The sequence below is a fragment of the Natronorubrum aibiense genome (assembly GCF_009392895.1).
GTDB lineage: Archaea > Halobacteriota > Halobacteria > Halobacteriales > Natrialbaceae > Natronorubrum > Natronorubrum aibiense.
The window spans coordinates 1,899,997-1,913,772 of sequence record NZ_CP045488.1 but is presented as its reverse complement, the minus strand read 5'-3'; the positions used below and the strand labels follow the sequence as shown (position 1 = coordinate 1,913,772).

13 protein-coding genes are annotated in these 13,776 nt (G+C 63.8%); 6 read left to right on the top strand and 7 right to left on the bottom strand.

Going from position 1 to position 13,776, the window contains the following annotated elements:
* Window positions 1–5: 5 nt before the first annotated feature.
* The 3 genes from GCU68_RS09330 to GCU68_RS09320 all read right to left on the bottom strand — a co-directional run bounded on the left by GCU68_RS09330 (window position 6) and on the right by GCU68_RS09320 (window position 2,273).
* Window positions 6–536 carry a DUF5813 family protein gene (locus GCU68_RS09330; RefSeq protein WP_152940986.1) on the bottom strand — a complete coding sequence of 177 codons (531 nt, stop codon included), beginning with the start codon at window positions 534–536 and terminating at the stop codon, window positions 6–8.
* Window positions 537–707: 171 nt separating this feature from the next.
* Window positions 708–899 (bottom strand): hypothetical protein, encoded by a 192-nt coding sequence (locus tag GCU68_RS22120; protein WP_193565044.1) that lies wholly within the window; start codon window positions 897–899, stop codon window positions 708–710.
* Window positions 900–977: 78 nt separating this feature from the next.
* Window positions 978–2,273 carry an O-acetylhomoserine aminocarboxypropyltransferase/cysteine synthase family protein gene (locus tag GCU68_RS09320; protein WP_152940982.1) on the bottom strand — a complete coding sequence of 432 codons (1,296 nt, stop codon included), beginning with the start codon at window positions 2,271–2,273 and terminating at the stop codon, window positions 978–980.
* Between the two features lie 419 nt (window positions 2,274–2,692).
* On the opposite strand from GCU68_RS09320, the gene GCU68_RS09315 reads away from it, so the two are divergent.
* The gene (locus tag GCU68_RS09315) at window positions 2,693–3,118 is read left to right on the top strand and encodes a hypothetical protein (RefSeq protein WP_152940980.1); all 426 of its coding nucleotides are present in this window, start codon (window positions 2,693–2,695) and stop codon (window positions 3,116–3,118) included.
* Window positions 3,119–3,361: 243 nt separating this feature from the next.
* On the top strand, window positions 3,362–5,530 hold the full coding sequence (locus GCU68_RS09310; protein WP_152940978.1) for an alkaline phosphatase PhoX: 2,169 nt from the start codon (window positions 3,362–3,364) through the stop codon (window positions 5,528–5,530).
* Between the two features lie 172 nt (window positions 5,531–5,702).
* On the opposite strand, the gene gpmI is transcribed toward GCU68_RS09310, so the two are convergent.
* A complete protein-coding gene (gpmI, locus tag GCU68_RS09305) occupies window positions 5,703–7,226 on the bottom strand; it encodes a 2,3-bisphosphoglycerate-independent phosphoglycerate mutase (protein ID WP_152940976.1) in 1,524 nt (507 codons plus the stop codon).
* 128 nt (window positions 7,227–7,354) lie between these two features.
* On the opposite strand from gpmI, the gene GCU68_RS09300 reads away from it, so the two are divergent.
* Window positions 7,355–7,771, top strand: a complete 417-nt coding sequence (locus GCU68_RS09300) for a thiol-disulfide oxidoreductase DCC family protein (RefSeq protein ID WP_152940973.1) — start codon at window positions 7,355–7,357, stop codon at window positions 7,769–7,771.
* Window positions 7,772–7,873: 102 nt separating this feature from the next.
* On the opposite strand, the gene GCU68_RS09295 is transcribed toward GCU68_RS09300, so the two are convergent.
* The gene (locus GCU68_RS09295) at window positions 7,874–8,164 is read right to left on the bottom strand and encodes a hypothetical protein (RefSeq protein WP_193565043.1); all 291 of its coding nucleotides are present in this window, start codon (window positions 8,162–8,164) and stop codon (window positions 7,874–7,876) included.
* 341 nt (window positions 8,165–8,505) lie between these two features.
* Between GCU68_RS09295 and GCU68_RS09290 the strand changes: the two genes are divergently transcribed.
* Window positions 8,506–9,786: a DNA double-strand break repair nuclease NurA gene (locus GCU68_RS09290; RefSeq protein WP_152940969.1), complete on the top strand. Its 1,281-nt coding sequence runs from the start codon at window positions 8,506–8,508 to the stop codon at window positions 9,784–9,786.
* Here GCU68_RS09290 and GCU68_RS09285 read toward each other — a convergent pair.
* A complete protein-coding gene (locus tag GCU68_RS09285) occupies window positions 9,783–10,118 on the bottom strand; it encodes a DUF7113 family protein (RefSeq protein WP_152940967.1) in 336 nt (111 codons plus the stop codon). The genes GCU68_RS09290 and GCU68_RS09285 overlap by 4 nt on opposite strands.
* 288 nt (window positions 10,119–10,406) lie before the next feature.
* On the opposite strand from GCU68_RS09285, the gene GCU68_RS09280 reads away from it, so the two are divergent.
* Together GCU68_RS09280 and GCU68_RS09275 are read left to right on the top strand one after the other, a co-directional pair.
* Window positions 10,407–11,039 carry a DUF7344 domain-containing protein gene (locus tag GCU68_RS09280; protein ID WP_152940965.1) on the top strand — a complete coding sequence of 211 codons (633 nt, stop codon included), beginning with the start codon at window positions 10,407–10,409 and terminating at the stop codon, window positions 11,037–11,039.
* 164 nt (window positions 11,040–11,203) lie between these two features.
* On the top strand, window positions 11,204–13,060 hold the full coding sequence (locus tag GCU68_RS09275; protein ID WP_152940963.1) for an ATP-binding protein: 1,857 nt from the start codon (window positions 11,204–11,206) through the stop codon (window positions 13,058–13,060).
* Window positions 13,061–13,078: 18 nt separating this feature from the next.
* On the opposite strand, the gene GCU68_RS09270 is transcribed toward GCU68_RS09275, so the two are convergent.
* On the bottom strand, window positions 13,079–13,696 hold the full coding sequence (locus tag GCU68_RS09270; RefSeq protein WP_152940961.1) for an alpha/beta hydrolase: 618 nt from the start codon (window positions 13,694–13,696) through the stop codon (window positions 13,079–13,081).
* Window positions 13,697–13,776 lie beyond the last annotated feature (80 nt).

The window sequence follows — 13,776 nt, the reverse complement described above, 5'->3', positions numbered from 1 at the left end:
CGACGCTACATCGGCATCCCGCCGCGATCGCCGTCTGCAGCTTGTTGGCCACGACTCTGGGCGTTTTCGAGCAGCGTCGCGGCCCGGCCGCGGTACTCGTAGCCGGGGATGAGTCCCTGTGCGTACGTGCCTTCGACGTACTCGATGAGTGCTTTGGCATCCGCGACGCCTTCGGTCGCGTTCCAGGCGACGTATTCGAGCGTGACCGTGACGTCGTCCGATTCGCGCTCGACGATCGGCGCCTCGTGTGTGCTCGTCTGTGCGACGGTGTAGGTGTCCTCGAGGCGGCGCTCGAGGGTTTCGAACCAGCCGTCTTCGACGACGGAAGCGACGGTTTCCCCGGCGACGGCAGCGTCGAGCGTCGGCAGCGTGACCGTCACCCGAAAGCGGCCGTCTCGTTTGCCCTCCGCCTCGACTGCGGTGACGGTCGCATCAAAGACGGTCGTCGTCAAGGCGTAGTCAGCGGTGTCGTTCGCCGAGGCGAACGCGTCGTGTGCCTCGAGTTCGCGGGCAACGGCGGCAGGAAGATCGGTCATACCCGAACGAAAGGGATTCGGAGAGAAGGGCGTTACGCTGCCGGTGGCCGTTCCGGATGACAGTGAACGGTTACGCGCACAAACCGACCGACGGAACCCGACTGTTTCACGATCGTAGTCGTCCGTTTCCGCGTGAAATGTCCTGCATTACTACAACGGATCCGGCCGTTCTCAAGTGGCATGACTCTCGATAGACATGCCGCCGAACGCCGTCGGTTCGCTCGTCTCCTCGGAATGGACGGCGAAGCCGGCTGCGGACTCCCGATCGGTTCCCGCTCGAGCCACGCCGACAGCGACGCCGGGAGCGACTCGCAACCCCCGGAGACGCCGTCCTCGACCAACCGGTCGGTAGAGAGACAGCATCGTCGATCTCACGAGAACTGACGCTGCACTCCCAACCGAGCTGCACACCGAACGCCGGGTTTTAACCGATGACCGACCTTATTTCGCCGCGTCGATCGCCTGCTCGAGATCGGCGATCACGTCGTCGACGTCTTCGATGCCGACCGAAAGACGCACGAGGTCGTCGGTGACGCCGCTTGCGAGTTTCTCCTCCTCAGTGAGTTGCTGGTGGGTCGTGCTCGCGGGGTGGATGATTAGCGACTTCGCGTCGCCGACGTTCGCGAGCATGCTCGTCAGGTCGACCTCGTTACAGACCGTCTCGGCGGCGTCGTAGCCGCCCTCGAGGCCGAACGTGATCATGCCGCCGTAGCCGCCCTCGAGGTATTTGCTCGCTTCCTCGTGGGTTTCGTGGCTCTCGAGACCGGGGTAGTTGACCCAGTCGACGGCGTCGTGGTCCTCGAGGAACTCGGCGACGGCCATCGCGTTCTCGCAGTGTTTCTCCATCCGCAGCGGCAGTGACTCGAGTTTCTGCAGGGTGACCCAGGCGTCGAACGGCGACTGCTGGTTGCCCAGGTCGCGCAGCCCGCGAGTGCGGGCGACGATCGAGAACGCCGCGTCGCCGAACGTCTCGTAGAAGTTGACGCCGTGGTAGGCGGGGTTGGGTTCGGTGATTTCGGGGTAGTCGCCCTCGGGCCACGGGAACGAGCCGCCGTCGACGAGGATGCCGCCGACCGTCGACCCCGAACCGGTGAGCCACTTCGTCGTCGAGTTCCAGACGAGGTCCGCGCCGTGCTCGAGCGGCCGGCAGAGATACGGCGTCGCGAAGGTGTTGTCGACGAAGAGCGGGACGTCGTGGTCGTGGGCGATGTCGGCGATGCGTTCGATGTCCGGCGTGACGAGCGCGGGGTTGCCGATCGTCTCTAAGTGGACGAAGGCGGTGTCGTCGTCGATCGCCTCCTCGTAGGCGTCGTAATCCAGCGTGTCGACGAACTTCGTCTCGATGCCGCGCTTTGCGACCGTGTGGGTGAGATACGTGTAGGTCCCGCCGTACAGCGCCGACGAGGAGACGATGTTGTCGCCGACCTCCGCGAGGATGAACGTCGCGAGGTCGAACGCGGCCATTCCTGACGACGTGGCCAGCGCGCCGACGCCGCCCTCGAGCGACGCGATGCGGTCTTCTAACATCGCGTTCGTCGGGTTCATGATCCGCGAGTAGATGTTGCCGAACTCCTCGAGTCCGAACAGCGCGGCAGCGTGGTCCGTATCGTCGAAGACGTAGGACGTTGTCTGATAGATCGGTGGTGCGCGGGCACCCGTCGTCGGGTCGGGTTCTTGACCGGCATGAACACTATTCGTGGCAAATCGGTGGGCATCCGAATCGGAATCGTCGCTCATATCAGCGTCGTTGCAGGCAGACTAAGTAAAACCACTAGAGACTCTCGTCCGTTCGGAATTCGACCGAGCTGTGGGCAGATATTACCAGCAACGGGACCACGGAGCACAGCTCTCGAGAGACGAACGTCGTCCACACGCGATCGAAGAACGGATCACCGCGAAGTCGAAAGCGGCCACCGTCGAGACGGTGGCGGCAATTTTCACTGCTAACACGTTCGCGAGGAAGCAGCGGATTGGAACAATAAATGTTGATACATCATAGAGGAGACGGGCTAGGCAACGAACGTAGCCCTCTATACCGTTCGTGAGCGATTCGTGACTGTCAGGACTGCTATTAGCAATACTCATACCCGTACTCGTGGCATGCGGAGACACGCGGCGGGCTCGTCTGAGCCGCTGCCCAGCGATGTCGATACCCAATGTCCGAAGCATCTACCCGGTCATCGAACGACGGCACGGAATCGGTTTACGAAGCATACATTCTGGACGTGCGGATCCTCGAGTCCACGTCGGATGAGGGGGATCCCCGATACCGATTCGACGCCCCTCAGCACGTTCCGATGACGTTCCACGATCCGGAGCTGGCGACGCTGTACGCCGACGTCTACTTCGATACGAACGGCTTTCAGGAGGAGGGCACCGGTGAGCGTGGCGTGCCCCCGGAAGTCATTCAGGCCGGCCGAGACACGCTCGCGGCGTACTTTCTGACCATGCCCGGAACTGATCTGAACTGGGTCGCCTCGTTCTACGGCAAAACGCCCCCGAAGATCGAACGCTACATTGCGTCCGTTCGAGAGCGCGCTCGAGAGATTCGGGCGAACGCGGTCGAGCAGGGGCTCGAGTAGCCGCCGATCGACCGCCGACTGATCGTTCTTTTGTCTCCAGACAGTCCAGGACCAGCAGCGACGGGAACAGCCGTCTGCAGATGGTCCCTTGAGTACCGAACGGACACCGAGACGGTACGATGATGAGACCGATACGAGGTGGCAAGAACAGCTACATAGGATCCAGTATATTTCTTTCTGAAATACACTGATATAGACCACTCATATAAAAATTCTATACCGTGGTGTGGTGGTACTAGCCTGATGGTCGATTTAACTCGACGTAACCTGATGGAAGCCTCGGTCGCTGCGGCGCTGGGTGCAAGCGTTGCTGGTGTCGCGAGTGCGGACCAACCGGAGGACCCGGATACGCCCCTCGCACCGCACGTGAAAGGGGAGTTGAAGCGGTTCTCGTCGACCGCACTCGGCGCGGAGGTCACCGGTCCGTTCGTGTTCGAGGATGGCTCGTTGCTGTACAGTCTCCAGCACCCGAGTCGGGACAACCCCGCCCCGTACGACGAAGCCGGGATCGGCTACTTCAGCGGGTTCCAGTTCGAGTTCGACGGTACTAACGACGACTTCGACGAGCTGTCGACACCGCAGACGAACGCGGAGCAGGGAATCGTCCGCGGTGCCGACAGCGACTACACGTTCCTCGCACAAGCACACGAGGAGATCAACGGCGGCACCGAGGAACTCGGCGTCGTCCAGACACCCGACGGCCAGAACATCACGACGGAGGCGTTCGCGGGCACCCAGTATGGCGACGCCGCGTACAACCCCGACTGTAACGAGTTCGTCGCCACAAACGAGGACGGCACAGAGGGCTACCTCTTTACGAACTGGGAGAACAGCCCCGGGAACGTCTCTCGAATCCCGATCAGTCGGACCAGCGATGGCGAGTGGGAAGCCGACCTCGAGAACGCCATCAATCTCGCCAACACCGAGCCGATGCGCGACCTCGGCGGGACGCGAATCAACTGCTACGGAGATCTGAGCCCGTGGAACACGATGCTCTCCTCCGAGGAGAACTACGCCCACCCGCGCGTCTCGCTGGCCGCGACGGTCGGCGATATCGTGGACGCGGGAACCGGAAAGGGACGCCGCGGAGCCCACGAGTTCTGGAACCGACCGAACCCCTCGGCGGTCCAGAGCGCCGTCGACGACTACTACGGCAGCGACGCCTGGAGCGTACAGGGGTACTGGTCGCTGACGGGTATCGAGTTCCTCGCCTACTACCTCGGTGCCGACCCCGTCAATCAGGGCGACGACGACAACACGCTCGAGCCGATCGGCGACATCTATCCGAACCCCTACCGGTATGGTTATCACATCGACTTCCGCGAGCCGACGGCCGACCCGCCACAACCCGTCAAGTACTACGTGATGGGCCGGGCCGCCTGGGAAGCTCCGGACGTACAGTCCGATCGAAAGACGGTCTACGGCTGCTCGGACGGCGACAGCAAAGGGATCTACAAGTTCGTCGCCGACGAGCCGATCGACGACTACGACGATCCGATGGACGTCGCTGGCACCCTCTACGCGCCGAAAGTGACCAACGAGGAAGCCGCTCGCGAACTCCCACCAGCTGCGGTCGACCTCGAGATCGAGTGGCTGGAACTCGGCCACGCCAGTAACCGCGAGATCGAGTCGTGGATCGCCGACTACGACGACATCACGCAGGTCGACTACCTCGAGACCCACGCCGAAACTGACTGGGAAACGGACCTCGAAACCGCTCTCGAGGAAGCCGACAGGGAAGTCGTCGAAAACGGGAATCAGGACTACATCACCGACGAGGAGATCGTTCGCTGGGCCGACCAGTACGAGGCCGACGGTCCCGACGGCGTCGATCCGGAGCTCCGTCGCGTGCCGTTCCTCGAAACGCGCGCCGCCGCCAAAGAGATCGGTGCGAGCATTGAGTTCAACAAGGCCGAAGGCGTCGACAGCGTCGAAGGGGCCGGCCCAGGAGATTACGTCTACTTTGCTATCTCCGAGCTCAACGACGACATGTCCACCGAAGAGGGCTACGAGGGCGTCGGTGACATCCAACTCGAGCGAGTCGACGGCGGCGTCGTCTACCGGGCGGAACTCGAGTCGGATTTCAACGTCTCGACGCTCGAGCCGGTCATCGTCGGGCCGGACGCGAGCGATCCGGCGGACGTCGCAGATGACGCGCTCATCAACGTCGACAACGTCTACGTAATGGACGACGGCCGGGTTCTCTGCTGTGAGGACGCCGACCAGTTCGGCCGCTCCTACAGCAACGACTGTCTCTACGTGTACGAGCCCCCGGAGAACGGCATCCCCGGTCGTCGTCCCGGCGACGACGACCACCCCGGACGCAGAAACCAAGGGGCTAACACTCCGGGACGTGGTCACGACGACGACCATCCTGGACGCGGTCAGTGTGCAGACGAGCGAGGCAACTGAGGGAAACGAAGACCGAGAACGTCGCTCGAGCGGTCTGCCACACCCACGGCCGAACCGAGCAGCCGACTTCGACCCGCTTTCGGACCGTCTCAGCCGACTTTTTTGAGACTCGGTCGAGATTGCCACGTTCGCGTCCTACGAACACGTTCGCCCGCAGCGACGGCGCTCGCATTCACTCGAGCAGTGACTCGCCAGTCATCTCGGGTGGCTGGTCGACTCCGAGATACTCGAGCATCGTCGGCGCGATGTCCGCGAGCGTGCCGCCCTCGCGGACGGTGTGACCACCGTCGGTGCCGTCGGGGGCGAGATAGACGAGCGGCACCTCGTTGTACGTGTGAGCCGTGTGGGGGTCGTCTTCGGTTCCCATGTCGTCGGCGTTGCCGTGATCCGCAGTGATCAGGACGTGTGCGCCGGCGGCCTCGAGCGCGTCGACGAGTCGGCTGAGTTGCGTGTCGACGGCTTCGACGGCTTCGATCGCGGCCTCGTAGTCGCCGGTGTGGCCGACCATGTCGGGGTTGGCGTAGTTGAGTACGAGAACGTCTGGATCGTCGGTCTGGATCGTTTCAACCGCTGTCTCCGTCACCTCGGGTGCGCTCATCTCGGGTTGGAGATCGTAGGTCGGCACGTCGGGACTCTCGACGATCTTGCGGATCTCGCCATCGAACTCGACCTCGCGGCCGCCGTTTAAGAAGTAGGTGACGTGGGCGTACTTCTCGGATTCGGCGATCCGAAGCTGTGTCTTGCCCGCGTCGGCGAGCACCTCGCCGAGCACCTGTTCGGGCTGGTTCGGCGGGTACGCAATCGGGAGGTCGAACGTCTTGTCGTACTGGGTCATCATCACGACCTCCGTCTCGGGCGGGCTGAGTTCGAACGCGTCGGCCCAGTCCTCCGAGCGGATGTCGGCGAGCAGCCGCGTGAGCTGTCGAGCCCGATCGGAGCGGAAGTTGAACCAGACGACCGAGTCGCCGTCCTCGAGTGCGGTTTGGTCCGCAACGAGGGTCGGTTCGACGAACTCGTCGGTCTCGCCCCGGTCGTATGAATCCTCGACGGCGTCGACGGCCGAACTGGCCGTCCACTCGGCGTCGCGGTCCACGATGGCGTCGTAGGCTCGCTTGGTCCGCTCCCAGTTCTGGTCGCGGTCCATCGCGTAGTACCGGCCCGTGACGGTCGCCACGTCGCCGGTGCCGTGTTCGTCGACGACGTCCTCGAGCGTGGCGAGGTACTCCCGCCCGCCGGTTGGCGAGGTATCCCGCCCGTCGGTAAATGCGTGGGTGACGGCCTCGACGTCGCGGTCGGCCGCGAGTTCGATCAGCGCGTGGAGGTGCTCGTGATCCGAGTGGACCCCGCCGTCGCTGACGAGACCGAGGAAGTGGACCCGGCCGTCGTTTTCGCGCGCGTGGTCGAACGCCGTATTGATCGCGTCGTTCTCGCGGAAGGAGCCGTCGGCGATCGAATCCGAGATCCGCGTGTACTCCTGGTAGACCACCCGTCCGGCCCCGATGTTCAGGTGTCCGACCTCGCTGTTGCCCATCTGGCCCTCGGGGAGGCCGACGCGTCGGCCGGCAACCTCGAGCGAGCCGTCCGCGCCCGCTCGCGACAGCGCGTCGAACGTCGGTGTCTCGGCCGCGTCGACGGCGTCTCTGCTCGTTCCGTCGCCGAGTCCCCACCCGTCGAGGATAATCAGCGCAGCATCCATGTGCGACCGGTCGCCAGCCTGTCGTAACTAGCTGTCGTTGTCGTCGTGAGTCCGTTGGCGCGGGCAAAACAGCGCCGGCGGGGCCCCTGACCGGAACGCTGAACTTCGTCATGGCCGAACACAGGGTAATGACAGCGGACGTGCCGGACGACGCCCCGATCGTCCTCTTCGACGGCGTCTGCAACCTCTGTCACGGGTTCGTACAGTTCATCATTCCACGCGATCCCGAGGGGCAGTTCCACTTCGCGTCGCTGCAGTCCGGCGTCGGCCAGCAGTTGCTGGCCGAGCACGGCCTCGAGACCGAGTCCCTCGAGTCGGTCGTATTGCTCGAGGGCGAGGACAGCTACGTGAAATCGGCCGCCGTGATCCGAATCGCACAGCGACTGGGTGGCGTGTATCGCCTCCTCGGCCCGGTTCGATTCCTCCCGCGCCGACTTCGCGACGGGGTGTACGACCTCGTTGCCGACCACCGCTATCGGGTGTTCGGCACAAAAGACCAGTGTCTGCTTCCGACTGGAGACGTTCGAGATCGGTTCCTCGAGTGATCTCGACTGGGCGGCGGGGTTCGACGCCGTCGCTCGTCGGGCTAAAATACAAGTAATCTGTTATATTTCTCGAGCAGCCAGATTTTGTCGTGAATGGCGCGTCTAGTTGGTCGAATCGCCGCGTTCGAGTTCCGAATTGGGGCGGTGGTCGAACGTCGTGCCGCAGTCGCCACAGACGGTGCTGTGACCGGGAGTCGTTCGTTGGGCGAAAACCGCCCCACACTCGTCACAGATCATGTAGAGCCGATGTTCGGGAGGAATACCAGCTTCGAACGTCATTCGAACCCAGGCGTCGGAGTTGGCTTCGTCGTACAGCGTGACACTCGAGCCGTTCTGTCGCCAGTTGATCGCATCGTCGTCGGTTTCGGTCGCTTTCAGACCTCGCTTGGACATCAGGACAGTAGCCTCCATGTGACCCGGATAAATAATTTTTCTGATAGTAATTTACCCGTACGCGAGTGAATCGCTCCGGTAGGTCCAGTATAGTCCGTCGGAACTCATACTGCCAGACAAACGTCAGTAAACGTCCGATCGCGTCTCACGGCTCGCCGCCTCCGGCGACGACCGGTCGCGTGCGATCGGTGCGCGAATCGTTCTGTCCGGCAGTATCAGCGCTGACCACCGCTGACTTTTTCGGGTGGGCTGATGCGATCTAACGATATATCGTGCAACCGAAGGGTGGTCGCGGTTGCACCGGTACTGACTTACAGCAGTCAGTATGAAAGTCACAGACGATGACTCTCGATCCGGTCCATTTCGATGGCATCGCGCGACTCGCCAGACGGATCGACCACGGAGCCGACGAGCGCGACCGCCGTGCGTTCGCCGAGACGGTCTGGGACTCGTTTCTGAACCCACTCGTCGACCACAACGGTCGGACGATCCTCGAGCCGGTCGACGACCAGCGCCGCCGACTCGTCGACTGCGAGGACGTCGCCCTCCACGAGCGGCCGTTTCCAACAGAACACGGCCTCGACGCGGGGACGATCAACCCGACGACGTTCAAGAACGGCCTCGTCATCGACATCGCACAGGCCGCCATGAGCGCGACGCCGAGCGACCTCGACCTCCACCGATCGCGAACCACCGTGATGACCGTCCACTCGAACGACGAGACGATGACGGTCGACGAGACGTGGGGGACGTTCGACGAAGGCTACAGCCGGAGTCGAGCCGTGAAAATCCCGCCGTTACCACGCTTCGCCGAAGGCGTCGTCCACGCGCTGGCGCTCTATCTCGCCGAGAGCAAACACGCCTGCGACCACGCCGCCGACGTCGAGGACCTGCTCGTCCTGGATGGCCCGCTGTATCCGCGCGGCCTGCTCCGGTGGGCCGATCAACACCCCGATCTGGCGGACTTTCTGCTCGAGGACCCGCGGCCGACGACGGTCCTCGAGAACTACGTTCGACTGGTCGAGCGCTTCGTCGACCGGGGCGTGCCGCTCGTCGGCTTCGTCAAGAACCCGGCAACCCGCGTCATTACACGGACGCTGAAGAACAAACGCGACGTCGACGTCGCCAGCCCGTGGAGTGACGACTCGGCGCTGTTTACCCGCTTACTCGAGCGCGGCGAGTACGTCCCCGACGTCGACGGCGACCGCTGGGAGCGAGAGACGTCGGCACTGACGTACACCAACTGGTTTCGCTCCCGCGGCGGCGTCGACCGGCCGCTGTCGGTCGACGGCGACGCTCTCGGCGTCGAGCGCGAACACTCACTCGAGGAGTACGAAGTCACCTTCTTCGTCGTCTACGATCCCCGTGACGACCTCGTCTACCGGATCGAGGCCCCCTACGCGTTCACCCGCGATCCCGAGACCCGCGAGCGGTTGACGATCCAGTTGTTACAGGACGTCGCGATCGCTCACGGGCCGCCGACGATCGTCGAAAAGGCGGACGAACTCGCTCGAATCAGTCGCTCGGAGAAACGGTCGCTTCGCGAGACGCTCGAGACGCAGTTCGATACGTCGCAGGATCGAACCTACGACGACCACCGCTGGGCCGACGAACCGTACTAGGGCTCGGCCTCCTTTTCGACTTCGAGGGCGACGTCCGCCGGATCGACGCCGATCCGGGCGAACTGCGTTCGGACGTGTTCTTTGGCCCCCTCGAGAGCCTGTTCTCGGGTGTCGAAGCCGCGTGGCATCGGCGACTCGAACGCGAGGTGGACCTCGCGGCCGTCGACGAGTTGCGTCGAGCCGCCGCTGTCGACCTCGTAAAACTCGTCACAGACCCACACGTACGCGGCATCTTCGTCGGGCGCGCCGCGGAACGAGGGCGCTCGCTCGCCCCGTTCGTACAGCGTGCCAGTGAGTTCAGTGCCGCCGGCACGACCGCGTACCAGTATCATACGCGTCTCTAGGCGTTGTGGCTGCAAAAAGACAGTGCTCGCTGACCAGTTGCTGCGACGCTCGAGGACGGTGGCGTCGACCGATGAGAGACAACAGGGGAGATTCGTGTGGCAGTCGACGGCCCCTCCGGCGGCGATTCGTCGACGCGTTCACGAGCCTCGAACCCTCTCGAGCGGCATTTCGGCCGTCTGAGTGGGGTAGCAGTTCGTTACTCGAGTAATCCGGGATTCCCGACCCAAATCCTTTTGGAAGCGGGCTTATGGACGCTGCACCGCTCCCTACGAACAATGAGTCCGGACGCTCACGCCAGCGGTGACAGCGAGCCAGCGTCGCTCGAGGATATTCCGGCGGAGTGGTACGACGCGTTCCGTCATCCACGACGGGTTCGTCTCCTCGCCGTTCTCGGTGCCAGTCGAACACGACTGTCGCTGACGGAACTGACGACGGCCATCGTCGAGAACGAACCGCTCGAGTGTTCGACACACCGGGCACGGGACGATGTCCGGCTCAGCCTCCGGCACAACCATCTGCCGCGGCTGGCCGACTACGACATCGTCGAGTGGGACGACGAGAACGGCGTCGAACTCGTCGACGAGTTGCCGATCGCGCCCACGACGCTTACGTCGCTGCTCGAGGTGTGCGAGCGCGAGAACTGCAAGCAACTGCTCGATGCGCTCGTTCACCCGGTTCGATTCCGCGTCTGCACGATGGTTGCCGATCACGACCGGCCACTGGACCTCGAGCGACTCGCATCGGAACTGGCCGCTCGCGATACCGACGCGTTCTCCGACCCCGAGCACGGTGCGCTGTTGTTGTCTCACACGCACCTCCCCATGCTCGCGGACGCTGGCGTGCTCGAGTTCGACCACGAGGCCGGCGTGGTCGCGGGACGGGAGCAGGCGATTCCGCTCGTCCAGTAGTCGAGCCGTCGACCACCGCTGTCGATCTGGTGATGGCCGCTCTTTTCACCGACTCGTTCGACCAGAGCGCATGCTCTCGCAGACGTTCAGTGGCTACTATAGGCAGAGCGACCAGCGCCGCCGGGAGGGAAACGTGTTTGTGGGCCCGGCCGGATGGATCTGATATGACCGATCTGGGTGACTTCGGCGATTTCAACGCCGAGTCAGACGCGGGTTCCGACGCAACAGCCGACGACGCTGCTGATAGTGGCGAACTATCGGCAGCTGCCTCGAGTGCCGACGACCCGACAAGTCCGGACGACGGAACGACTGCGTCGTTCGAACGCACTGCCGTCGACCCACGCGGCGAAGACGTCGGCATCGGGACGCTCTGTGTCTCCCAGGGATTGCGCATCGCCGAGGACGAAGAGGACACCACGCTGCGGGCGTACGTCACGCAGGGCAACCGCTCGTCGATTCGCATCGGCAGCTACCTGCTCGCGCCCTATCCCGACGGGGAAACGCTGTTCTGTCGGATCACCGGACTCGAGTACGCCCAGCAGTACCACGCCGACGACGCGACGGAGATCCACGCCCGCCGGGCGATGCGAACCGACGAGGTCGACGAAGCCGACTACAAGTTCGTCGCGAGCCTCGAGCCGGTCGCGGTCCTCTACGACGATGACGGTGAGTTGAAACGGCGAATGACCGACCGCGTCCCGAAACCCCAGACGGTGATCCGGACGGCCGACGACATCGAAGCGATCAAAACCGGGCTGAAGATGCCCGAGGACGGTGTCTTCCTCGGCCACCTCTCCGTCGGCGGGGAAAAAGTTCGGACGGCGGCGTCGCCGCCGACGATCGATTACCGGCTGAAAGACGACTACGCGTCTGGCGACCCACTCGTCTTCCGCCATACGCTGATCGCGGGCGGCACTGGCTCCGGAAAAACTCACGGCGCAAAGAACATCCTTCGGCAGTATCTCGCCGACGAGCGCACGTACCCGATGGCCGACGGCCGCGAGGTCGGCACCGCCGTCGTCCAGTTCGACCCACAGGACGAGTACGCCCAGATGCACGACGACAACCCCGCCCTCGATAGCGAGTTCGCCCGCCGACTCGAGCGCGAGGGCATCGCCTACGGCGGGCACGAGGATACGACGGCGTTCATCCCGAAAGTCGGGTCGGCCACCTATTCGGCGGGCCATCACCGCGCGAAACAGGTCGAGTTCACGATTCCGTTCGCGATGGTCCACGAGAACCCGTGGCTGGTCGCGGGCAGCGGGCTGAACGACAACCAGTACGGCGCGCTCGTGAGCGTCCTGTTGCCGCGGTTTCGCGACCAGTACGGCCGCGACGGGACCTACGAGGAGTTTACGACGTTCCTCGACGACCCCGCGCTGCGCGAGGAACTCGACGAATCGGGCCGAGTTCACGAGGCGACGTTCGACGCCGTCCGCCGGCGCGTGCTCGGCTTCGGCCACGTCTTCGATCAAGACGCCCGGCCGATTACGGAACTGGTCCACGACTTCGTCCGTCCCGGCGGGCTGACGGTCGTCCCAACGTACCACATCAACGATACGCGAGCGACCGAGGCGGTCGTCCTCGCGGTCTCGTCACTGCTGATCGACCAGAAACTCTCGAACGATCCGACCTACGACCGAATCAAGGAGACGCCACTCGTGTTGGGGATGGACGAGGCCCACAACTTCCTGACCGACGCCGACAGCGTGCAGGCGGGCAAGGTCATCCGGAAGTTCACCGAGGCAGCCAAACAGGGCCGGAAAGAGCGGCTGGGACTGTTCCTCATCACGCAGGATCCACAGGACATCCACGACGCCGTCTTCAAGCAGATCAACACCACAGTCGTTCTGAACTTAGGCGACGAGGACGCCATCAAGAGCGTCAACATCCCCAGCAACTTAGAGTCGAAGGTGCCCTACATGGAGAAAGGCCAGATGGTCGTCTACTCGCCAGACAACTCCGAACCCGTCGAGTTGATCGGCCTCCCGAAGTGTCTCACCCGTCACGGCCGCGACTGAGACGGAACCACGAGTGGGCTACGCCGACTCGAGCAACACGTCCTCGAGAAACCCGCCGACCGCGTCCGCGATCTTTCCGTGCTGGCCAACGAAGAAGTGATCGCCCGACAGCCCCGTGACCGTGTCGCCACGCTCGCGGGCGCGCTCGACGAGCGGCTCGCAGTCGACGGTCGAATCCCGCTCGCCGTAGAGGAGTTGGACCGGACACGCGAGGGCCTCGAGCGCTGCGAGCGCGTCGAGGTCGTCATCGAGACGCGTTGGAGGTGCGAGCACGGAGATGGCGGCGACCTCGCGGTCGACGTCTGCTGCGGCGAGCAGCGCCTGTGCGGCTCCGAAGCTGTAGCCGAAGACACCGACCGGAACGTCGGCCTCGTCCCGGTCGGTAGCCCAGCGGATGGCGTTGCGAACGTCTTCGCGCTCGCCGTAGCCGTCGTCCCACGGCCCGTAGTCGATCCGGAGACAGGCGATGCCAGCCTCGGCCAGTCGCTCGCTCACCGCGACGAGGCGCGGATCAGATCGGTGTCCGCCGTGTTGTGGGTGGGGCGGACAGGCGACGACGACCGCAGCCGGGTCGCCGGCCGGTTCCGTGAGGGTTCCGCGAACGTCACGACCGCCGGGGATGAGGACGTCGCTCATGGGACATCATCGACGTGCAGGATACTTAAATCGGCGAGAAACACCGGCGAACGGGTCGATTTCGTCACGGACTGTCGCTG